The 20,492-nt window shown below is 69.7% G+C and carries 26 protein-coding genes; 15 read left to right on the top strand and 11 right to left on the bottom strand.

The annotated features are described in order from the left end of the window. The first annotated feature begins 3 nt into the window (after positions 1-3). From K3U96_RS22795 to K3U96_RS22820, 6 genes are read left to right on the top strand one after another with little or no spacing between them, the layout of a single operon-like run. A complete protein-coding gene (locus K3U96_RS22795) occupies positions 4-375 on the top strand; it encodes a VOC family protein (protein ID WP_069406356.1) in 372 nt (123 codons plus the stop codon). A 36-nt stretch (positions 376-411) separates the two neighbouring features. Continuing rightward, on the top strand, positions 412-1,626 hold the full coding sequence (locus K3U96_RS22800; protein ID WP_069406357.1) for an inorganic phosphate transporter: 1,215 nt from the start codon (positions 412-414) through the stop codon (positions 1,624-1,626). Between the two features lie 22 nt (positions 1,627-1,648). Next, positions 1,649-1,933 (top strand): hypothetical protein, encoded by a 285-nt coding sequence (locus K3U96_RS22805; RefSeq protein ID WP_069406358.1) that lies wholly within the window; start codon positions 1,649-1,651, stop codon positions 1,931-1,933. 14 nt (positions 1,934-1,947) lie between these two features. Continuing rightward, positions 1,948-2,250, top strand: a complete 303-nt coding sequence (locus K3U96_RS22810; RefSeq protein ID WP_069406359.1) for a DUF3349 domain-containing protein — start codon at positions 1,948-1,950, stop codon at positions 2,248-2,250. A gap of 47 nt (positions 2,251-2,297) precedes the next feature. Further along, entirely contained in the window at positions 2,298-3,389 is a 1,092-nt protein-coding gene (menE, locus tag K3U96_RS22815; protein ID WP_220693655.1) for an o-succinylbenzoate--CoA ligase, read from the top strand. A gap of 56 nt (positions 3,390-3,445) precedes the next feature. Continuing rightward, the gene (locus K3U96_RS22820) at positions 3,446-4,060 is read left to right on the top strand and encodes a pyridoxamine 5'-phosphate oxidase family protein (protein WP_220691193.1); all 615 of its coding nucleotides are present in this window, start codon (positions 3,446-3,448) and stop codon (positions 4,058-4,060) included. On the opposite strand, the gene K3U96_RS22825 is transcribed toward K3U96_RS22820, so the two are convergent. Further along, entirely contained in the window at positions 4,057-4,200 is a 144-nt protein-coding gene (locus K3U96_RS22825; protein ID WP_220691194.1) for a hypothetical protein, read from the bottom strand. The genes K3U96_RS22820 and K3U96_RS22825 overlap by 4 nt on opposite strands. Before the next feature lie 43 nt (positions 4,201-4,243). On the opposite strand from K3U96_RS22825, the gene K3U96_RS22830 reads away from it, so the two are divergent. Continuing rightward, positions 4,244-5,596, top strand: coding sequence for a hypothetical protein (locus K3U96_RS22830; protein WP_220691195.1), 1,353 nt, complete (start codon positions 4,244-4,246; stop codon positions 5,594-5,596). A gap of 5 nt (positions 5,597-5,601) precedes the next feature. Here the strand turns inward: K3U96_RS22830 and K3U96_RS22835 are convergent, their stop codons facing one another. The 6 genes from K3U96_RS22835 to K3U96_RS22860 are packed head-to-tail and all read right to left on the bottom strand — an operon-like array spanning position 5,602 to position 10,724. After that, complete coding sequence (locus tag K3U96_RS22835) at positions 5,602-6,267, bottom strand: TIGR04282 family arsenosugar biosynthesis glycosyltransferase (protein WP_220693656.1); 666 nt, start codon at positions 6,265-6,267, stop codon at positions 5,602-5,604. 2 nt (positions 6,268-6,269) lie between these two features. Beyond that, complete coding sequence (locus tag K3U96_RS22840; protein WP_220691196.1) at positions 6,270-6,956, bottom strand: glycosyltransferase family 2 protein; 687 nt, start codon at positions 6,954-6,956, stop codon at positions 6,270-6,272. Positions 6,957-6,975: 19 nt separating this feature from the next. Continuing rightward, positions 6,976-8,094, bottom strand: coding sequence for a nitronate monooxygenase (locus tag K3U96_RS22845; protein WP_220691197.1), 1,119 nt, complete (start codon positions 8,092-8,094; stop codon positions 6,976-6,978). Between the two features lie 13 nt (positions 8,095-8,107). After that, the gene (locus tag K3U96_RS22850; protein ID WP_220691198.1) at positions 8,108-8,920 is read right to left on the bottom strand and encodes an alpha/beta hydrolase; all 813 of its coding nucleotides are present in this window, start codon (positions 8,918-8,920) and stop codon (positions 8,108-8,110) included. Next, the gene (locus tag K3U96_RS22855) at positions 8,920-9,951 is read right to left on the bottom strand and encodes an NAD-dependent epimerase/dehydratase family protein (protein ID WP_220691199.1); all 1,032 of its coding nucleotides are present in this window, start codon (positions 9,949-9,951) and stop codon (positions 8,920-8,922) included. The genes K3U96_RS22850 and K3U96_RS22855 overlap by 1 nt, the downstream gene beginning before the upstream one ends. Continuing rightward, on the bottom strand, positions 9,948-10,724 hold the full coding sequence (locus K3U96_RS22860) for an S-methyl-5'-thioadenosine phosphorylase (RefSeq protein WP_069405436.1): 777 nt from the start codon (positions 10,722-10,724) through the stop codon (positions 9,948-9,950). Before K3U96_RS22860 ends, K3U96_RS22855 begins: the two co-directional genes overlap by 4 nt. A gap of 33 nt (positions 10,725-10,757) precedes the next feature. On the opposite strand from K3U96_RS22860, the gene K3U96_RS22865 reads away from it, so the two are divergent. Further along, positions 10,758-11,633 (top strand): 1,4-dihydroxy-2-naphthoate polyprenyltransferase, encoded by an 876-nt coding sequence (locus K3U96_RS22865; protein WP_220693657.1) that lies wholly within the window; start codon positions 10,758-10,760, stop codon positions 11,631-11,633. 31 nt (positions 11,634-11,664) lie between these two features. Here K3U96_RS22865 and K3U96_RS22870 read toward each other — a convergent pair whose 3' ends face one another. Both K3U96_RS22870 and K3U96_RS22875 read right to left on the bottom strand, forming a co-directional pair. Next, positions 11,665-12,768, bottom strand: a complete 1,104-nt coding sequence (locus K3U96_RS22870) for a DUF1214 domain-containing protein (protein ID WP_220691200.1) — start codon at positions 12,766-12,768, stop codon at positions 11,665-11,667. Continuing rightward, positions 12,765-13,340: a TetR/AcrR family transcriptional regulator gene (locus K3U96_RS22875; protein ID WP_220691201.1), complete on the bottom strand. Its 576-nt coding sequence runs from the start codon at positions 13,338-13,340 to the stop codon at positions 12,765-12,767. The genes K3U96_RS22870 and K3U96_RS22875 overlap by 4 nt, the downstream gene beginning before the upstream one ends. A gap of 100 nt (positions 13,341-13,440) precedes the next feature. On the opposite strand from K3U96_RS22875, the gene K3U96_RS22880 reads away from it, so the two are divergent. Continuing rightward, positions 13,441-14,604: a sulfotransferase family protein gene (locus K3U96_RS22880; RefSeq protein WP_275086048.1), complete on the top strand. Its 1,164-nt coding sequence runs from the start codon at positions 13,441-13,443 to the stop codon at positions 14,602-14,604. Positions 14,605-14,694: 90 nt separating this feature from the next. Here the strand turns inward: K3U96_RS22880 and K3U96_RS22885 are convergent, their stop codons facing one another. Next, entirely contained in the window at positions 14,695-15,261 is a 567-nt protein-coding gene (locus tag K3U96_RS22885; RefSeq protein ID WP_069405416.1) for a Clp protease N-terminal domain-containing protein, read from the bottom strand. A gap of 1 nt (position 15,262) precedes the next feature. Next, the gene (locus tag K3U96_RS22890; RefSeq protein WP_084223179.1) at positions 15,263-15,463 is read right to left on the bottom strand and encodes a helix-turn-helix domain-containing protein; all 201 of its coding nucleotides are present in this window, start codon (positions 15,461-15,463) and stop codon (positions 15,263-15,265) included. Positions 15,464-15,559: 96 nt separating this feature from the next. Here K3U96_RS22890 and K3U96_RS22895 point away from each other — a divergent pair, with 96 nt between their 5' ends. From K3U96_RS22895 to K3U96_RS22920, 6 genes are read left to right on the top strand one after another with little or no spacing between them, the layout of a single operon-like run. Beyond that, a complete protein-coding gene (locus tag K3U96_RS22895; protein WP_069405415.1) occupies positions 15,560-16,561 on the top strand; it encodes an AAA family ATPase in 1,002 nt (333 codons plus the stop codon). A gap of 2 nt (positions 16,562-16,563) precedes the next feature. Further along, on the top strand, positions 16,564-17,427 hold the full coding sequence (locus tag K3U96_RS22900) for a DUF58 domain-containing protein (protein WP_069405414.1): 864 nt from the start codon (positions 16,564-16,566) through the stop codon (positions 17,425-17,427). Next, entirely contained in the window at positions 17,417-17,890 is a 474-nt protein-coding gene (locus K3U96_RS22905) for a hypothetical protein (RefSeq protein ID WP_069405413.1), read from the top strand. The genes K3U96_RS22900 and K3U96_RS22905 overlap by 11 nt, the downstream gene beginning before the upstream one ends. Next, positions 17,881-18,897, top strand: coding sequence for a hypothetical protein (locus K3U96_RS22910; protein WP_069405412.1), 1,017 nt, complete (start codon positions 17,881-17,883; stop codon positions 18,895-18,897). The genes K3U96_RS22905 and K3U96_RS22910 overlap by 10 nt, the downstream gene beginning before the upstream one ends. After that, on the top strand, positions 18,894-19,784 hold the full coding sequence (locus K3U96_RS22915) for a vWA domain-containing protein (protein WP_069405411.1): 891 nt from the start codon (positions 18,894-18,896) through the stop codon (positions 19,782-19,784). Before K3U96_RS22910 ends, K3U96_RS22915 begins: the two co-directional genes overlap by 4 nt. After that, positions 19,781-20,491, top strand: coding sequence for a hypothetical protein (locus K3U96_RS22920; RefSeq protein ID WP_069405410.1), 711 nt, complete (start codon positions 19,781-19,783; stop codon positions 20,489-20,491). The genes K3U96_RS22915 and K3U96_RS22920 overlap by 4 nt, the downstream gene beginning before the upstream one ends. Position 20,492: the final 1 nt, after the last annotated feature.

The following is a 20,492-nucleotide window of genomic DNA, read 5'->3' on the forward strand; positions in this document are numbered from 1 at the left end:
TGTATGGAGATCCTGGCCAGCCGGATGCTCATCCGACCGGCCGATTACCAACGCTCGCTGCGCTTCTACCGCGACGAGCTGGGGCTGGCTATCGCCAGGGATTACGGCGCGGGTACCGTCTTCTACGCAGGTCAGTCGCTCATCGAGCTCGCCGACCACGGCACACCCAACGCCGGCGGCGCGATGTGGCTGCAGGTCCGCGACGTCTACGCGGCCGAGAACGAGCTGGCAGGCCGGGGTGTGCCGATCGCCAGGGAATCGCGCCAGGAACCATGGGGTTTACACGAGATGCATGTACACGATCCGGACGGCGTGCTTCTCATATTCGTGCAGGTTCCGGAGACCCATCCGCTGCGGCGCGACACCAGAGGATAGCGAAATGCCCGTTATGCCACCCGGAGAATCCGCACTGTGAGCCTTGAGCTTTTTCTGCTGATCATCGTCGTGATCACGGCACTGGCTTTCGACTTCACCAACGGCTTTCATGACACCGGCAACGCCATGGCGACCTCGATCGCCAGCGGCGCGCTCAAGCCGAAGGTCGCCGTCGCCATGTCGGCGGTACTCAACCTGGTCGGGGCGTTTCTATCGACCGCGGTGGCCGCGGCGATCGCCAAGGGGCTCATCGATCCGGGCCTGGTGAGCCTGGAGCTGGTGTTCGCCGGCCTGGTCGGCGGCATCGTGTGGAACCTGCTGACCTGGCTGTTCGGTCTGCCGTCGAGCTCCTCGCACGCGCTGATCGGCGGCATGGTCGGCGCGATGCTGGCCGCGGTCGGCGGGCACGGCGTGATCTGGCAGGGCGTGGTGTCCAAGGTGCTGGTGCCCGCGGTGCTGGCCCCGGTGATCGCGACCGTCGTCGCCGGGGTGGGCACCTGGCTGGTGTACCGCATCGTGCGCGGCGTTCCGGAAAAGCGCACCGAACGCGGGTTCCGCTACGGGCAGGTCGGCTCCGCGGCGCTGGTGTCGCTGGCGCACGGCACCAACGACGCGCAGAAGACGATGGGCGTCATCTTCCTGGCGCTGATCGCCTACGGCTCGGTGAACGAATCCGATCCGATGCCACCGTTCTGGGTAATCCTGTCGTGCGCGGTGGCGATCGCGCTGGGCACCTACCTGGGCGGCTGGCGCATCATCCGCACGCTGGGCAAGGGCCTCGTCGAGATCAAGCCGCCGCAGGGTATGGCGGCCGAATCCTCTTCGGCGGCAATCATTCTGCTGTCCAGCCATTTCGGCTACTCGCTGTCGACCACACATGTGGCCACCGGGTCGATCCTCGGCAGCGGGGTGGGCAGGCGCGGCGCGGAGGTGCGCTGGGGGGTGGCAGGCCGGATGGCCTCGGCGTGGTTGATCACGGTGCCCGCCGCCGGGTTCGTCGGGGCCGTCACGTACTGGCTGGTGGACGCCATCGGCGGCTACTTCGGCGCCGGGGTCGGGTTCGGAGTGCTGGTGGCGGTGGCCGTGGCGATCTGGCTGCAGTCGCGCAAGGCGCCGATCGACCACCAGAACGTCAACAACGACTGGGAAGGCACGCTGACCGCGGGTACGGCCGCCCAGACCGCGGTGCCGCCGGTCCCGCCCGTACCGGTTTTACCGCCGCAGCCGGTCAAGACACCCGAGCCCGTATGACATCGAGAACCGGAGACCGACCGTGACCGAGTGGTTCAACTACACCGCGGCGCTGAAGATCCTGGCCGTCGGTCTGGTGCTCGGGGCCGGGCTTCCCACGCTGTTCGCGATCGGGGTGCGGCTCAGCGCCGAGGGCGCAGGTGTCACCGAGCACAGTGCGGCGCAACGGCATCCGATGGTGGCGGCGTTGAGTTGGGTGATTTTCGCGCTGGTCGTGGTGGGGGTGCTGATCGGCGTGCTGTTCATCGCGCGGGACTTCATCGGCCACCAGACCGGGCTGTACCTGCTTGGCGCGCAACCCCGCTAGCATCGTGAGCAACTGTGACGAAGTTTCTGGCCAAGATCGTGGCATGGATCACCGATGGCTATCCCGAGGGTGTGCCCGGCCCTGACCGGGTGCCGTTGTTGGCGCTGCTCAGGCGGCGGTTGACCGACGACGAGGTCAAGGCCGTCGCGCGGGAGTTGATGGCCCGCGGCGAGTTCGACCACGCCGACATCGGTGTGCTGATCACCCAGATCACCGACGGGTTGCCGTCGGTCGACGACGTCGAACGGGTGCGCAGCCGGTTGGCCGCCAAGGGGTGGCCGCTCGACGACCCCCGCGACCCCGAGGAGACCGCATAGCCGTCCTGCGCCCCGTGGCCGTCGCGTCCGGCGCGGCGGCGCTGTCGATGCTGCCCGTCGTGGCGGACGCACTCGCCGGGCGGGTGTCGGTGCTGCCGGTCCCTGCCGGCGATCCGCGCGCAACCTCAATGCTGACAACCTCATTGCGCGCCGACTCCGAGATCGACGACGACGTCGCCGTGGTGGTGTCCACATCGGGCACCACCGGTGTGCCCAAGGGCGCCATGCTGACAGCCGCCGCGTTGACGGCCAGCGCCGACGCCACGTACGCGAGGCTGGGCGGTGCCGGTCGGTGGCTGCTGGCGCTGCCCGCCCACCACGTCGCGGGACTGCAGGTGTTGGTGCGCAGCGTCGTCGCGGGCACGACGCCGGTGGCGATCGCGCCGGGATTCGAAGTGGCCGAACTGATTTCGGCGGTGGGGTCGCTGGGTTCGGGGCGGCGCTACGCCTCGCTGGTGGCGGCGCAACTCGACAAGGCGCTGCGCGATCCGGCGGCGACGTCCGCGTTGGCGTCGCTGGATGCCGTGCTGATCGGCGGCGGCCCGCTGCCTGCCGGGCTGGCGCAGCGCGCCGCCGACGCAGGTGTCGCGGTGGTGCGCACCTACGGGATGAGCGAAACCGCGGGCGGGTGCGTGTACGACGGCGTCGCGCTGGACGGGGTGCGGGTGCGCATCGAGAACACCAGGGTGGTGTTGGGCGGCGCGACGATCTCCAAGGGCTACCGCAACCCTGTGCATCCCGACCCGTTCGACGAGCCGGGCTGGTTTCGCACCGACGACCTTGGCGCGGTGGACGATTCGGGGCGATTGCGGATTCTCGGCCGGGTGGACGAGGCGATCAGCACCGGCGGGTTGACCGTGCTGCCGCAGCTGGTGGAGGCGGCGCTGGCGACGCATCCCGCCGTCGCCGACTGCGCCGTGTTCGGGGTGCCCGACGAACGGCTCGGCCAGCGGGTCGCGGCGGCCGTCGTCGTCGCAGCGGGTGCGGCCGCACCCACGGTGGCCGCGCTGCGCGAGCACGTCGCGCAGACTTTGGCCGTCACCGCCGCCCCACGGGAGGTGCACGCGGTGGCGTCGCTGCCGCGCCGCGGCATCGGCAAGCTGGACCGCCGCGCGCTGGTGGCCCGGTTCAGCGGCTGACGCCAGCTACCCGGGCGCGCAACACCGGTTAGGCCGGCGCGGGGCATGATATGACGATGCGTCGCGAAGTCGAGAACGTCGAGCAACTGCGGGCGATCGTCGGGGAGCCCGACCAGTACGTCGCCAACAAGGTCAAGGACCAGCTGTCGGCGGTGCAACGGCAATGGCTGGAGAACTCGCCGCTGTGCTTTCTGGCGACCACCGACGCGCAGGGCCGCGTCGACGTGTCCCCGAAGGGCGACCCGGCCGGCTTCGTGCACATCATCGACGACACCACGATCGCGATTCCCGACCGGCGCGGTAACAAACGCGTCGACGGCTACCTCAACCTGCTGCAGAACCCGCAGGTCGGCACGGTGTTCGTGATACCGGGGCGCGGCGACACGCTGCGCATCAACGGCACCGCCCGCATCCTCGCCGACGCCGACTACTTCGACGCGCTGGTCGTGGCGGGGGTACGCCCGACGCTGGCGCTGGAGATCGCCGTCGAAGAGGTGTTCTTCCACTGCGCCAGGGCTTTTCTGCGGGCCGATGTGTGGGACCCGTCGACCTGGGCGCCCGATGCGCTGCCCAGCACCGCGCGGATCGCCAAGGCCATCCGGCACGACTGGAGCCAGGAACAACTCGACGAGTACTACAGCGAGGAGAACTTCCGGAAGGCGCTGTACTAGGCGCTTATTTGACCAGCACCGCGCGATCCGGATTCGGCGAAGCACGCAGCACCGCCGGCCACCGTGATGACGGACGCGTCGACGCCGGTACGTTCGGCCAGCGCCGTCGCGGCGAACAGCGGCTGGTCGTGAGCACTCACGGAGGCGCATTCCAATTCGGCTCTGCTGAATAGGGTGGGGCGCATGTATGGGGTGCGCCGCGAAGTGGTGGCCGTCGCCGTCGGGGCGGTGCTGGTGGCGGCGGCGTTCGTGCTGCCGCGCCTGGACATCGGGGTCACACCGCTGATCAACGCCTCACCGGAGCGGTTCGAAGCGTTCGCGGGCGCGGCGCCGATCTTCGGGTGGTTCCAGGCCCACGTCGGCTGGGGCACCATCCCCGCGATCGTGATCGGTGCCGCGGCGGTGCTGTGGGGGCAGCGGATCGCCGGCCGGTTACGGTGGCGGGCGCTGGTGTGGCTGACCTGGGCGACGGCCTGCGCATGGGCGTTCTCGCTGGCGATGATCGACGGCTGGCAGCGCGGATTCGCAGGCCGGCTCACCGCCCGTCACGAGTACCTGCGTCAGGTGCCGACCGTCACCGACATCCCTGAAGCGGTGCGCACCTTCTCCAGCAGGATCCTTGACTATCAACCGGATTCGTGGATCACCCACGTGTCGGGCCATCCGCCGGGGGCGCTGCTGACGTTCGTGTGGCTGGATCGTATCGGCCTTGGCGGCGGCGGGTGGGCGGCGCTGCTGTGCCTTCTGGTGGGTTCCAGCGCCGCGGCGGCGATCCTGGTTGCGGTGCGCGCGTTGGCCGACGAGAACACAGCGCGGTTGGCGGCACCGTTCGTCGCGGTGGCCCCGACCGCGATCTGGATCGCGGTGTCGGCCGACGGGTATTTCGCGGGCGTGGCGGCGTGGGGTATCGCGTTGTTGGCGTTGGCCGTTCGATCTGCGGTGCGCTGGCCGGCGTTGGCCGCAGCAGGGGCCGGGCTGCTGTTGGGCTGGGGCGTCTTCCTCAACTACGGCCTGGTGTTGATGGCGCTGCCCGCGGTGGCGGTGTTGGTGTGCGCGTCGTCGTGGCGGGCGGCGCTGCGGGCGGTGGTGCCTGCGGTTGTGGTCGCCTGCGCGGTGGCCGTGGTGTTTCTGGTCGCGGGGTTCTGGTGGTTCGACGGCTACCTTCTTGTGCAGGAACGCTATTGGCAGGGCATCGCGAACGACCGGCCGTTCGCGTACTGGGGGTGGGCGAACCTGGCGTCGGTGGTCTGCGCGATCGGGCTGGGCAGCGTCGCCGGTGCCGGACGGGTCTTCGACATCGGCGCGATCAAGCGGCGCTGCGGCCTGCACATGGTGGTGATCGGTGTCTTGCTGGCGATCGCGTTCGCCGACCTGTCGATGTTGAGTAAGGCTGAGACGGAACGGATCTGGTTGCCGTTCACGGTGTGGCTGCCCGCGGCGGCGGCGCTCCTACCGCAGCGATCGCAGCGCTGGTGGCTGGCGCTCAACGTCGTCGGCGCGCTGGCGCTGAACCACCTCATCCTGACGAACTGGTGATCAGCTCAGACCTGCACCGCCTGGATCGCCTGGACGAACCGGCTGCGCGCGGGGCAGGCCCGGCCGACGGCGTCAAGGTCGTCGACGGTGTCGAAGTCGGCGAGTTCGGCCACCAGCTGAACGTCGATTCCCTTGGCGTACAACGCGGCCAACGTCAACGCGCCGGTGTCCGCTCGCGACATCGGCACCCCGCGCAGGCAGTCGGCCATCGCGGCGTCGGCCACGCCGAGGACCCACCACCCGCCGTCCTCGGCGACGCCGACGACGGCCTGGGCGCCGAGCAGTTCCTGCGCGCAATCGGTGAGCACCTCGTCGGACACCTGCGGGGTGTCCATCCCGATCTGCAGCACCGTGCGGTGGCCTGCGGCGTCGGCGGCGTCCTGGTGCGCGTTGGCGAGCCGCTCGGCGAAGTCCGCGCCATGCTGGGGTACGACGATGAATTCGCCGAGCCGGTCCCGGATTTCGTCGATGCGTAGGGCGTCGTCGAGGTTGCCCACCGTCGCCACCACCCGCTCCTGCAGGGGCGCGGCGATCATCGCGTCGAGCGTGTCGAGAAGCGCGGCGGCGGCGATGTCGGCGGCGGCGCGCGCACCGATCGCGGCGGCCAGCCGGGTCTTGGCCAGCCCGGGCACCGGCGCCTTGGCGACCACCAACCCGACCACCGGTAGCACCGTCACGAGATCACCCGCCAAAAGTCAAGGGCCGCCACCACACTGCCGCGCAGTGATCCGCTGACCTTCGATTGTCCGCCGGTCCGTGGACCGTAGGCGACGTCGCGCTCCACCACATGCCAGCCCGCGGCGGCCGCCCGGACCAGCAGTTCAAGCGGGTACCCCGATCGGCGGTCCGTCACACCCAGGCCCAACAAGTCCTCGCGCCGGGCGACCCGCATCGGGGCGATGTCGTGCACGGGCAGGCCGTGGCGGCGGCGCAGTCGCCAGCACACCGCGGCGGTGCCCAGCCGGGCGTGCCACGGCCAGCGCAGCCCGGCCAGCGCGCGTCGTCGCCCGATCGCCATGTCGGCCCGGTCCAGGTCCTCGACGAGGGCCGGGAGATCGGCGGGATCCAGCGACCCGTCGCCGTCGAGCACCGCGACGATCGGCGTCCTCGCCGCCACCACCCCGGCGTGCACGGCCGCCCCGTAGCCCGGCCGGGCCTCCACGACCACGTCGGCGCCGTGTCGCCGCGCCACCTGCGCGGTGTCGTCGGTGCAGTTGTTGTCGACGACCAACGCCCGATAGCCGGCCGGTATCGCCGCCAGCACACCGGGCAGCGACTCCGCCTCGTTGAGACACGGCAGCACCACGGTGACCGGCGACGCCGAGTGATTTCGGCGCGGTAACGGACGCTGAGCGGGCATGAGCGCGCCGAAATCGCAGTCAGTCGGGCAGCGAGTTGCTCAGCCGTTCGGTGGCCGACAGGTAGTCCTCGATGAACTCGCGCACCACCTCGCGGGCCGGCTTGACCTTGTTCATCAGGCCCACCCCCTGGCCGACGAAGTAGGTCGCCAACGCCTGCGCGCCCGGATGCCCCTGGGACGCCAACACGTCGACACGGCGGATCACCGGCTCGGCCACCATCGACTGCAGCGGAAGCGGCAGCGGCCGCTGCCCGCCGTCGTTGGGCAGCCAGGCCTGTGTCCAATCCGAAACTAGTTGCCGTGCCGGCTTTCCCGTGCGACCGGCCGACCGGATGGTGTCGCGCGACGACGCCTGCAGAAACTTCTGCACCGTGTAGGGCGGGGTCTCGGCTTCCTCGGTGGTCAGCCACACCGAGCCCGTCCATGCGCCGTCGGCGCCCATCGCGACGCAACCGGCCATCTGCCTGCCGGTGACGATGCCGCCCGCGGCCAGCACCGGCACGGCGCCTTCGATCGCCTCGATCACTTCGGGCACCAGCACCAGCGTGGTCACCTCACCGCAGTGCCCGCCGGCCTCGGTGCCCTGCGCGACGATCAGGTCGACGCCGGCCTGCACCTGCTTGACGGCGTGCTCCTTGGCGCCGACCAGCGCCGCGACCGGGATGCCGTTCTCCTTGCCCGCCTCGATCATGTAGTCCGGCGGAACACCCAACGCGTTGGCGATCAGCTTGATCGGATGGCTCATCGCGACCTGCAGCAGATCCTGGCCGGTGTTGCCCGACAGCAGCGACGACCCGGTGCGCGGTGACTCGTCGGGTTCGATGCCGTGCTTGGCGAGTAACTCGTCGATGTAGTTGCGGTACTCAGACGGGATCCGGCTGGCCAGCGCGCTGTCGGAGAGCTTCTCGCCCTTGCCTTCGAATTTGGCGGGCACGATGAGGTCCAGCCCGTAGGGTTTGCCGTGCACGTGCTCGTCGATCCACAACAGTTCCTGGTCCAGCATCTCGGGGGTGTAGGCGGTCGCGCCGAGCACACCGAAGCCTCCGGCGTTGGTCACGGCGGCCACGACGTCGCGGCAATGGCTGAAGGCGAACAGCGGGAAGTCGATACCGAACTGTTCGCAGATCGCGGGTTTCACACGGCCAGTATCGCTAAGTCACCCCCGTCGACGACAGGAACCCGCCGATCGCGTCGAGCATCACCGCGCCGTCGAGCATCACCTGGTCGTTGTGGCCTGCGCCAGACAGCAGGACGTAGCGCTTGGGTTCGTTAGCCGCCTCGTAGAGGCGCCGGCTCAGCTGCTCGGGCACGATGTCGTCGCGGTCGCCGGCGATCACCAGCAGCGGAGCCCGCACGGACGCGATCCGCTCGATCGACGGGAACCGGTCCAGCAGCAGCCGTCGCACCGGCAGCCACGGATAGTGCGTGGCGGCGACGTCGGCCAGCGAGGTGAACGGCGAACGCAGGATCAGCGCCGCGGGCGGCTGGTGCACCGCGAGCCCGACCGCCACTGCCGCACCCAGCGATTCCCCGAAGTACACCAGCTGCTCGACGCCGGGCTGCGCGGCCAGCCACTGCTGCGCGGCGCGCGCGTCGGCGGCCAGCCCGTCCTCGGTCGGACGGCCCGGGTTGCCGCCGTAACCGCGGTAGTCGAACAGCAACACCGAAAGGCCCATCCGGTTCAGCGCGGCCAGCGGCCAGCGGCCCGACCGGTCACCGCCGTTGCCGTTGCACACCAGCACCGCGGGTGCGTCTCCGGACACCGGGAAATACCACGCGCCCAACGAGATTCCGTCGTCGGTCTCGATGACCACGTCGCGCCCGCTGGGTAACACCGTGGCCGCCGACGGCACCGGACCTGCCGACGGGAAGTAGACCAACCGTCGCTGCTGCGACCAGATCAACCCCAAAAGCCCCGTCGCCACAAGCGTGACGATAACGACAACGACCGTCGCGCGGCGCATCAGGTCCGCAACGGTGCGAACGCGAACTCACGCAGCCCGTCGCGCGGGTCCACCACGGCGCGAAAGCCGAGCAGCTCGGCGGCGCGGGCCGGGTCGGCGACGATGTGGCGGACGTCGCCGCTGCGGTACTGCCCGGTGACGACGGGCGCTGCGTCCCCGCGCGTCTCACACAGCTCGGTCGCCACCTGGGAAATCGAGATCGGCCGGCCCGAGCACACGTTGAACGCGGCGAACCCGCCGAGCCCGGCCGCCACCGCCGCCACGTTGGCCGCGGCGACGTCGTCGACGTGCACGAAATCGCGCATCTGCTGACCGTCCTCGAAAACCCTTGGCACGTCGCCGGATTCCAGCTGCGAGCGGAAGATGGCCGCCACCCCCGAGTACGGGGTGTCACGCGGCATGTACGGGCCGTACACGTTGTGGTAGCGCAGCGCGGTGACGACCCCGCCGGTCGCCTCCGACCAGGCCAGCGCGTAGTGCTCCTGGGCGGCCTTGCTGGCGGCGTACAGGCTGCGCGGCCGCAACGGCGCGTCCTCGCCCACCAGCCGCCACTGCACGAACGTCCCGCACACCGGGCAGCGATGGTCGAACACGCCCGCGTCGAGGTCCTCGCGCGTGCGCGGGTCCGGTTCGACCGGGCCGTGTTCGGGACAGTCGTAGCGGCCCTGCCCGTACACCACCATCGACGACGCCAGCACCAGCCGCTCACATCCCGCCGCGAACATCTCGGCGAGCAGCACCGCGGTGCCGTAGTCGTTGTGGCTGCCGTAGGACGGTGCGTCGGCGGCGTTGACCCCCGCGCCGACCACCGCGGCCTGGTGACACACCACGTCGACGCCCTTCAGCAGCGGCGCCAGCGCCGGCCCGTCGCGGACATCGAGCACCCGGCAGCCGTCGGGCGCCTCGGCGCCGGGCCCGTGCGCGGCGGGCAGCATCGCGTCGACAGCGACGACATCGTGGCCGGCGTCGCGCAGCGCGGCGGCGATCCGGGCTCCGATGAAGCCCGCGGCGCCGGTCAGCAGAACTCTCACGGCAGCTCGAAGGGCAGCTGGACGCCGTCGTGGGCCAGGCAGTGCGTGCAGGTGCGTTCGTCGTCGAGGTTCTCGATGGCCTCGTGGACGAGTTTGCGGAACGGCACCAGGTTGCGCTGAAACTCCGCGAAGACGTCGACGGCGCGTACCGCGCTGTTCGCGTCGATGCCGGCGTCCAGGTCGGTCACCAATGCGATGGCCGCATAACACATTTCGAGCTCACGGGCCAGCACCGCCTCCGGGTAGCCGGTCATGTTGATCAGCGTGAAACCCTGGCTCGCGAACCATTGGCTCTCGGCGCGGGTGGAGAACCGCGGCCCCTGAATCACCACCATGGTGCCGCCGTCGACGACGCCGGGCAGCCCGCTGGCCGCGGCGCGCAACGACGGGCAGTACGGGTCGGCGAACCCGACGTGGATGCCGCCGGAGTCGAAATAGGTGTCGGGGCGCCCGGTGGTGCGGTCGACGAGCTGGTCGGGCACCACCGTGGCGCCCGGGCCGTACTGGGGGGTGAGGCTGCCGACCGCGCACGGCCCGAAGATCCGCCGCACTCCGAGCGCGCGCAGCGCCCACATGTTGGCCCGGTAGGGCACGCTGTGCGGGGAGAACTCGTGGTTGACGCCGTGGCGGGGCAGGAACGCGACCTCGTGTTCGCCGACGGTGCCCATGGTGATCGGTGCGCTCGGCGCGCCGTATGGGGTGTCCAGGCGCACGCTGCGCGCGTCGTCGCCGAAAAACGAGTAGAAGCCGCTGCCTCCGATGACTCCGAGCATTGGGTCATTGTCCGTCATGCGACGATGACGCTCGTGGCCAGTTTCGCGCAATGGGTCGAGGGCGCTCGCCCCCGGACGTTGCCCAACGCGATCTCCCCCGTCATCGCCGGCACCGGGGCCGCAGCTTGGCTCGGTGCCGCCTGCTGGTGGAAGGCGTTGCTGGCGTTGCTTGTTGCGGTGGCGATGATCGTCGGAGTCAACTACGCCAACGACTACTCCGACGGCATCCGGGGCACCGACGACGTGCGGGCCGGGCCGCTGCGGCTGGTCGGGTCGCGGCTGGCCGCGCCGCGGGCGGTGCTGACCGCCGCGGTGGTGAGCCTGGCCGTCGCCGCGGTCGCCGGGGTGGTGCTGGCCTGGTTCAGCGCGCCGTGGCTGATCGCGGTCGGCGCGCTATGCCTTGCCGGGGCGTGGCTGTACACCGGCGGGTCGCGACCCTACGGATATTCCGGGCTGGGCGAGGTCGCGGTGTTCGTGTTCTTCGGCCTGATCGCGGTGCTCGGCACGCAGTACACCCAGGCGCTGCGGATCGACTGGGTCGGGGTGGCGTGCGCGGTGGCGATGGGGTGTCTGTCGTCGGCGGTGCTGGTGGCCAACAACCTGCGCGACATCCCGACCGACAAACAGACGGGCAAGATCACGCTGGCCGTGCGCCTCGGTGAGGGCCGTACCCGGGTGCTGTACCAGGTACTGGTGGCGACGGCGTTCGTGGTGACGCTGGCGTTGATGCGTGCGACGCCGTGGGCCGCGGCCGGCCTGGCGGCGCTGCCGCTCGCCGTGCGCGCGGCACGTCCGGTGCGCCGGGGCCTCGGCGGTAAGGCGCTGATCCCGGTGCTGCGCGACACGGGGCTGACGATGCTGGTGTGGGCCGTCGCGACCGCCCTGACTTTGGTGATTTCGGCGCGCTGACGGACGCTCACGGGCGATAAGCGCGCCGAAATCACAAGTCGGCGACCTTGACCAGCTGCACCTGCGGGCGGGCCGGCACCTCGTCGGCGAGGAACCAGCGGAACGCCAGGTTGCCGCGTGGATAGTCCACCGTGGTGATCGCGTTCGGATGCTCGGTCATTGCCCGTGAGACGACGACGGTGACCGACCCGTCGGCGTTGGGCACGGCGGTGTGACCGTTGATCGAGCACCGGGCGTCATCGGCGCTGTGGGCGGCCATGAACTGGTTCCACACCACCAGGTTCCAGAACCGGCACGCCGGCGGGGTGTGCGTGACCACCAGCGCCTCGTCGTCCTCGAGCACGAAGCTGCCGTAGGAGTAGCAGGCGTCGCGCGCCGACCAGCCGAAGTTGGCGTCGGGCACCTGGTAGGGCTCGGCGAATTCGTTTGCCACCTGGGAGATCTCGTGGCCGAGCGTTTTGTCGTCGTTGGCGCGCACGCCGACGGCCAGCGGCACGATCGCGAACATGGTGCGCAGCCACGCCGCGCTGGCCCGCAGTGCCGCAGCGGTTTCGGCGTCGCCGTGGCGGATGGGGTCGGGTTCGTCGAGCGCCTCGATGCGCCAGGACACCGGGCGTCCGGTCGCCGGGTCGGCCTGGTAATCCCGGGTCATGAGCACGACGCCGTCTTCGGTCGGCCCCAGGTCGAAGGTGAAGTTGCCCTCGGCATCCATGGCGCCTGAGGAGTCCAGGTCGTCGTCGCGCACGATCGTCACGATGCGGTCCGACCACGCCCCGGGCGCGGGCTCGTTGTAGGCCGTCACCGAAAAGTACACGCTGTCACCGCGATTGCCGCTGATGCGGTAGCGCCGCTTCGGGTCGATCGGGCACATGTAGTAGTAGGCGTCGGTATTGTCGCCGCCCCAGCGGCGGTCGCGCCGATAGGGCGAGTTGACCTCGATCCACATCGGCCGGCTCGGCTCGGCGAACAGGTAGTTGTCCAGCGCGACGCCCAGCGTGGTCGCGAGCATGCGGTAGCCGTCGGCGACGTGGCGGTCGTCGGTGACGGCGCGCTCGCCCTCGAGGAAGGCGGCGTCGAGGCTGCCGAGCGTGTCGAGCAGTTCGTGCCACGCTCTCGTGGATTCGTGTTGCGTCATGCACTGATCCCTTTCGTGATGAGTTCGGCGGTGCGGTTCATCCACGCGTCGTCGAGCGTGTCGGCGTGGGTGATCAGGGCCAAGAACGTGATGCCTGCGATCGCGTCGACGACGTCGGCCGCGCTCACCTCGGCACGGACCTCGCCGCGTGCGACGGCGACGTCGAGCCAGTCGGTCAGCCCGCGGCCCAGGATGTGGGCGAAGCGCTCGAGCAGCGCGGCGTGCAGGGTGGGATCGGCGGCCATCTCCCCGACCAGCCCGGGCAGCGCCGCACGCGCGGCCGGGGTGGTCAGCACGGCCACCGTCCGGCGCAGGATCTCGCGCACATCGCCGCCGACCGACCCGGTGTCGGGCAGCTCGGTGGCCGCCCCGATCGGGAAGACGGCTTCGTGTACGACGTGGGCCTTGCTGGGCCAGCGGCGGTAGATCGCCGGCTTGCTGGTGGCGGCCCGGCGGGCGATCGCATCGACGGAGAGCGCGGCGTATCCCGTCTGCCCGAGCAGCTCGACCGTCGCCTCGAGCACGGCACCGTCGATCCGCGGATCGCGGGGTCGCCCGATCTCCACCGTCATTACGAAACTGACAGTAACATAACCCGTCGTGACCGATCCCGTACAGCTGACCGACCTCGCCGAGCCCCGCTTCCCCGAGGCGGTCGAGCCGATCCGGCAGATGATGGCGGCGATGGCGCCCGAGTGCCCGCTCGACGCTGACGTGCTGCACGCCAAGGCCGCGGCCGAGACCGGCCTGCACGACTTCGGCGCCGACGACTACCGTGCGCGCTTGGACGTGTATCTGGCTGCGCTGCAGGAGATTCCCCACCTGCACGCGGCCGGTGTGGTGAACTTCCACGCGCAGCTGGTGCAATGGTTGAAGAACCGGCTGTTGTTGACCGACCTGTTGAACCGGCATCCGGAGATCCACGACATCGAGCTGGTGCCGCCGATCGTCATCGCCGGTCTGCCCCGCACCGGCACCACCCACCTGCACAACCTGCTGGCGGCGGGGCCGACGTTTCGCACGATCCCGTACTGGGAGAGCAACGAGCCGTTCCCGCTGCCGACCGAGGTCGGTGTCGAACCGGATCCGCGCCGCCTGCGGATGGACGCCGCCGTCGAGTTCATGAACGCGGTGATGCCGCATTTCGCGTTGATGCACGAGATGACGACCGATCATGTGCACGAGGAAATTCAGCTGCTGGCCAACGACTTCTCGTCGATGTTGTTCGAGACGCTCGCGCACGTGCCGCGCTGGCGCGACTACTACCTGTCACACGATCAGACCCCGCACTACGAGCACCTGGTCACCCAGCTCAAGGCATTGCAGTTCCTGCGCGGCGGGCGGCGCTGGCTGCTCAAGTCACCGCAGCATCTCGAGCAGCTGCCGGTGCTGAACCAGGTGTTCCCCGACGTCGTGGTGATCGTCACGCACCGCGACCCGGTGCCGGTCGTGCTGTCGATGCTGACGATGATCGCCTACTCGGCGCGGATGCACTGTTCGCCGGTGCCGGTGGACGAGATCGCGGCGTCATGGGTGCAGCGGCTCGAGCTCATGCTGGGCGCGCTCATCCGCGACCGCGACGTGCTGCCGCAGGATCGTTCGATCGACGTGCGCTTCGACGACTTCATGGCAGACGAAATGGGCGTCGCCGCAGCGATCTACGAGCTTGCCGGGGAGACGATGAGCGCCGAGGAACGCGCCGCGATGCTCGGCTACCTCGAAGGTCATCAGCGCGGCAGGCTCGGCCGGGTGGCGACGTCGGCGCAGATGTTCGGTCTCGACGAGCACGACCTGCAGGCCCGGTTCACCCCCTACATCGAGCGGTTCCTCGGTTAGCACGACCCGTCGCGAGCAGACGTGACATCGCCCTGAAAACAGCGCAATGACGGGGTGCCGGCGGCTGCTCGCCGGGAGAACGAGAAGGGGTCAGGCGGCCTGGTCGAGCAGGCCGGCGATCGCCGAACGCAACTCATCCACGCCCACGTGCTCGGCGATCAGCCCGATGGTGAACTCGTCACCGCCGCGCAGGATGCCGAGCATGAGGTGCTCGCATCCGATCGTGCTGTCCTTGTGCGCCAGCGTTTCCCGCAGCGCGAGTTCGAGCACCTTCTTGGCGGGCTTGGTGAGCGGGACGTGGCCGAAACGACGGCTGCGCCGGCCGGACTTGCCGAACGCGTTGTCCCAGGCATCCTTTCCGAACGCCCGATTCACCCGGTCACGGACGGCATTCAGGTCGATGCCGATCGACTTCAGCGCCTCGGCGTCGTCGTCGAACAGCGGATCACCCGATGGTGAATGTGCGTCCAGCCGTTCGCGGACCACCTGGGCGGTCAACCCGTAGCCGCTCAGCAGCCCGGCCAGGTCGCGCCCGGCACTCTGCAGGACGCCGACCAAGAGATGTTGGGGACCGATCGCTTCGGACTCCCGTTCGCGCGCCTCTTCCTGGGCAAGCGTCACCGAGACGCGGGCGCTGCGGCTGAACCGCTCGAACATGTCATTTCCTCCTGTTGTGCTTCTGGTGTACGGCTTGTCGGCTGACCCCCAGCGCGCCGGCGATGGCCTGCCAGCTCCAGCCCTGTTCGCGCGCGTTCGCGACGTGGATCGCCTCCATCCGCTGCTGGAATCGCTGCAGCGCGTGCACGGCCTTCAGGCCGACCGCCGGGTCGGTGCTGGTCAGAGCGTCGATATCGATCACGCTGTCAACTTTACTTGACGTCAACGGTCGCGACAAGACGTGTGCGCCTACCCTCGCCGGGGTAACCAACGCTGTCCGCATCCCGAAAGGCCCTGAATGACCGCAGCACGCACCGGACTCGACCGCCGCGATATCGCCGACGCGCACCGCATCGCCACCGCGGTCTCCGAGGCGTTCTCCGCCAAGGTCGTCGGGCAGGAGAACCTGCGCGAGTCGCTGCTCATCGGCCTGCTCACCGGCGGACACGTCCTCATCGAAAGCGTTCCGGGTCTGGCCAAGACGACGGCCGCGCGGGTGATCGCCGAATCCATCCACGGCGGGTTCCAGCGCATCCAGTGCACCCCGGACCTGTTGCCCAGCGACATCATCGGCACCCAGGTGTACGAAGCCGCGACGAACTCGTTTGTCACCCAACTGGGCCCGGTGCACACCAACATCGTGTTGCTCGACGAGATCAACAGGTCCAGCGCCAAGACGCAGAGCGCGATGCTCGAGGCGATGGAGGAGCGCCAGACCACCATCGCGGGCACCGTCTACCCGATCCCGGAGCCGTTCCTGGTGATCGCCACCCAGAACCCGGTGGACCAGGAAGGCACCTATCCGCTGTCCGAAGCGCAGACCGACCGGTTCATGATCAAGGAGATCCTCGGCTACCCCTCCGCCGAACAAGAGGTCGAGGTCATGTTCCGGATGGACGCCGGGCTCTACGACCGCGAGCACCGCGCACGACCGGTCGTCACCCTCGACGATGTGCGGCGCGCGCAGCACGTCGTGCGCAACGTGCACATGGACCAGGCGCTGATGCTTTACGCCGGCCGACTCGTCGGCGCCACCCGCAACCCCGAGCAGTTCCTGCCCGCCCAGCTGGCCCGGCTCGTCGAGTACGGCGCCAGCCCGCGCGCCACCATCGCGTTGTGCCAGACCGCGCGGGCCCTCGCGGTGCTGTCCGGCCGCGCCCACGTCGTTCCCGACGACATCGCCAAGCTCGCGCACCGGGTGCTGCGGCACCGGCTGATCCTGGGGTTCGAGGCGGCCAGCAAGGGCATCACGTCCGAGCGCATCATCGAGGCTGTCCTGCAGGCGATCCGGGTGCCCTAACGGTGGGCCAGCATCTCAACCGTGCCAAGGCGCATTTCGGCACCGATACCCGCGGAATGCTGGAGGGCGGACGCTACGCGCTGCTGCACACCCGCAGCCTGGAATTCGACGAGCTGCGCCCCTACGTGCCCGGAGACGACGTCCGCGACATCGACTGGAAGGCTTCCGCGCGCTCGGGGCAGGTGCTGATCAAACGGTTCGTCTCCGAGAAGCACCACAAGATCCTGCTGGTCGCCGACGCCGGCCGCAACATGTCGGCGCTGACCCCCAGCGGCGAGACGAAACGCGATGTGGCGGCGTACATCCTGGGCGCGTTCGGTCTGATCACCCTCGGCCGGGCCGACCAGATCGGCATGGTCTACGGCGACACCCGCGGCTGTGTCAACATCCGGCAGCGACGCGGCGAAACCCACATCGAAAACATGCTGCACCGGTTCTACGCGCACACCCTCGCGCAGCCCGCCGTCAGCGACATCGTGTGCCAACTCGATTACGTCGCGACCCATTACCGCCATTCGATGTTGGTGATCGTGGTCTCCGACGAACCCGACGCCGACGGCCGCCTCGCCGACGCCGTCGACCGGTTGCGGGCCCGCCACAACGTGATGTGGGCGATGGTCTCCGACATGTCCGCGGTCGACGACGACCGCGGCGGCTACGACGTCGGCTCCGGCCGTTTCGTACTGAGCAGCGCCATGCTGGGGCCGCGGGTGCTGGCCGCCTACCGACGCGCCGAACAGGCCCGCGCACATCAACTCAACGAGTTTCTGACCTCCCGTGCGATCCCCTACGCCACCATCGGCGCCGGCAGTGAGATCCGGCCCCGGCTCGTCGAGTTGACCGAGGTGTTCGCCCGTGCCGGATGACCTGCTGCGCTTCGTCATCGGCCCCACCCCGTACTCGGCGTGGTGGCTGTGGCTGGCGATCACGCTGATGTTGATCGTGATCGGCTGGTACACCGTGGTTTTCGTGTGGACACTGCCGTCATATCGGCTGCGCCGCCTGCCCGTCATCCGGTCGTGGCACGCCGCCCTGCTGCGGCGCCGGTTCGCGCGCACGATCAGCGCGGTCGCCGGTCAACACCGACGCGGTGAGCTGTCGGCACCGCAGGCGGCCGCCCGGATGAGCCACACGTTGCGCAGCTTTCTGCATCAGAGGACCGGCACCCCGGCGCAGTACATGCACGTCGAGACCATCGCCGCCAGCGACCTCGCGCCGGCTGCGCCGTTGTTCGAGGCGCTGGGCGACGCGCAGTTCAACGCCGCATCACCGGTGGATATCGACCAGACCGGTTCGGCTGTCGAGGAATTGGTGCGCACGTGGCCCTGACTTGGTGGCCGGTGGCGGTGGTCGGCGTCATCTGCCTTGCCGCAGCCGTCGCGCTGGCGGTGCTGCCGCCGTTGGACCGCGAGACCCGCCAGTTGCGCCCGCTCGCGAACACGGCGCGGTTGACGCGTCTCCCCGAATACGCCCGCGTCGCGCGGACCAGGCTGATGTCGACGATCGTGACGATCGTCTTACTGCTGATCCTGTTCGCCGCCGCGGTACTGGCCAGCGCCAGGCCCAGCGGATGGTGGTCGTCGTCGCGCGCCGAAGACGCCCCGCACGACATCATGCTCTGCGTCGGCCAACCCGTCACCGACCAGACCACCGCGGCGTTCCTGTCGCACTTCGCCGCGCAGGCCAGAACCTACGGCACCCAGCGCATCGGGTTGACCTCACCGAACCGCAGGGTGATACCGCTCACCCGGGACTACGCCTACGCCGCCGAGACGCTCAGCGACATCGCCGAGGCCGGGCGCGCCCCCGCTGACCCAGAGGTGTCCCCCGCCCAGCGGGCCGCCAAACGCAGTGCCATCGCGTCGTTTTCGCCCGCGGTGTCCTACCTCGACTACGCGCCAAGCGTCGCCGACCTCCTGGCGTTGTGTATCACCGGACTTCCGCCGTTCGACGCACCGAGCACGCATCGGCGCTCGCTGATCTACCTGGGGCCCGGTGAGCTTCGCGCACCCGACGAACAACGGCCGTCGCTGCTGGACGCTCAGCAGGTGGCCGACATGGCCGAAAAGGCGGGTATCCAAGTCAACCTGCTCGCCACGTCACCGGGCGCTGTTCGCGACATCGCCGAATCGACGGGCGGTCAGGCTGTTTCGCTCGACACCGGCGACGCGGGCTTGACTCGGGCCCTCGACGGGATCGCGGCCAACCCGCCCGATTCCGCCGCAAAGGCGGACACCGTCACCGCGTGGTACGGGGACACGCCGAGCCTTCCGTTGACCGTCGCGGTGGTGGCGTCGGCGCTGCTGGCGTTGGTGTTGGTGGTGGTGCGGCGATGACGTTCATGCCGGTGGTTCCCGCGGTGATCCTGCTGGTGATCGCCGCGGCGGTCGTCGTCCTGCGACTGGTCACCATGCGGCAACTGGCGACCGGGCCACGCCAGCGCTGGGCCACGGTCTGGCGCTGGTCGGGGTTGACGCTCGCGCTGCTGCTGATGCTGATCGCGGCCGCCCGCCCCGGAATCGGGCACAGCGGGCCGCAACAGGCGACCACGGCGCGATCCGGTGACACCACCAACGTCTTTTTTCTCGTCGACCGGTCCACCGATGCCCTCGACGCGGTCCGCGAGGACATCGCGGCCCTGATCGAGCAGCACCCGCAGGCGCGGTTCGCGGTGCTCGGCTTCGCTTCGCGGCCGTCGCTGGACTGGCCGCTGTCGCAGGACGCGTGGAGCCTGAAACCCGAAATCGCCGCGCTCACACCATCCGACGAGCCCGCCGATTTGGTGAACGCCGCCGCCGCGGCCAACGTGCTTCGCTACCAACTGATCCTGGCCGGCCAACAGTATCCCGGCTCGCAGAACCTGGTGTACTACTTCGGCTCCGGCGCTCCCGGATCAAGCGCCCCGCAAAACGAATTCAACCCGGTCCCCGGATCGGTGGCCGGCGGAGCGGTGTTCGGCCGCGGCACCACGCTGGACGAACCGGCGTTGCGCCGCATCGCCGAGGCGCTCGACGTGCCCTACCTCGGTCCCGACGACGACGTACCCGTCACCCGGGCCGCTCCGGGCGGCGCTGCGGCACAACCTGACCGGGTCGCCGACCAGAGAACCGAACTGTACTGGATGTTCACCATCGTCGCCGCGGTGCTGCTGCTCTTCGAAAGCTACCTGAGCATCCGCGAATTCCGCCGCACCCGAACGACGCGCCGGGAGGTGAGCTCATGACGCTGCCTTCGCGGATTCGGCTGCGGCGGCGGCTGCTGGTGTTCTCCGCGCCGGTGGTCGTCGTCGCGGTGCTCGCCGTCGTGAAGATGCTGTCGGTGGTGCTCGCAGGCAACGCCGCCGAATCCCACTTCGAGGAACGGAATCTGAGCGCGCTGCGCAACGACGTCTCCACGCTGAGCGTCCTCAACGTGATCGAACCGGCCAGGGCGCCGTTCGCGGCGGGCGCGTTGGCGGTGCTGGAGAACCGGCTCGAAGACGCCGACGCCCGGTTCTCCGAAGCGCTTTCGCGCACCGACGCCGCGGGGTCGTGCCCGGTGCGGGTCAACCTGGCGCTGGTCCGCGAACGCCAGGGCGACATCGAGGCGTGGGAGGGCCGATCGGATGCGGCGCGGGAACGCTACGGCAGCGCGTCGACGGTCGTCGCGCAGGCGCCTGACGGCTGTTTCGAGGGCAATTCCGATCCCGATCTCGAGCGGCGCGCCGTGCGCGCCGACACCGTATCCCGGCTGGCTGCCAAGGCGGCCGGGTTGACGGCACCACCGCCGCCGGCACCGCGGGCGTCCACGCCGCCGCCTCCGCCGCCCGCGCCCGTGGCGGTGCCCGGCGCACCGCAGACCGACGCCGATCGGCCACCGCTGCTGCTGCATCCCGAGATGGGCGATCCCATCGACCGGTTACGCCAGGTGCTGCAGGATGCGGCCACGTGAC

It is taken from the genome of Mycolicibacterium holsaticum DSM 44478 = JCM 12374 (assembly GCF_019645835.1).
Taxonomy (GTDB): domain Bacteria; phylum Actinomycetota; class Actinomycetes; order Mycobacteriales; family Mycobacteriaceae; genus Mycobacterium; species Mycobacterium holsaticum.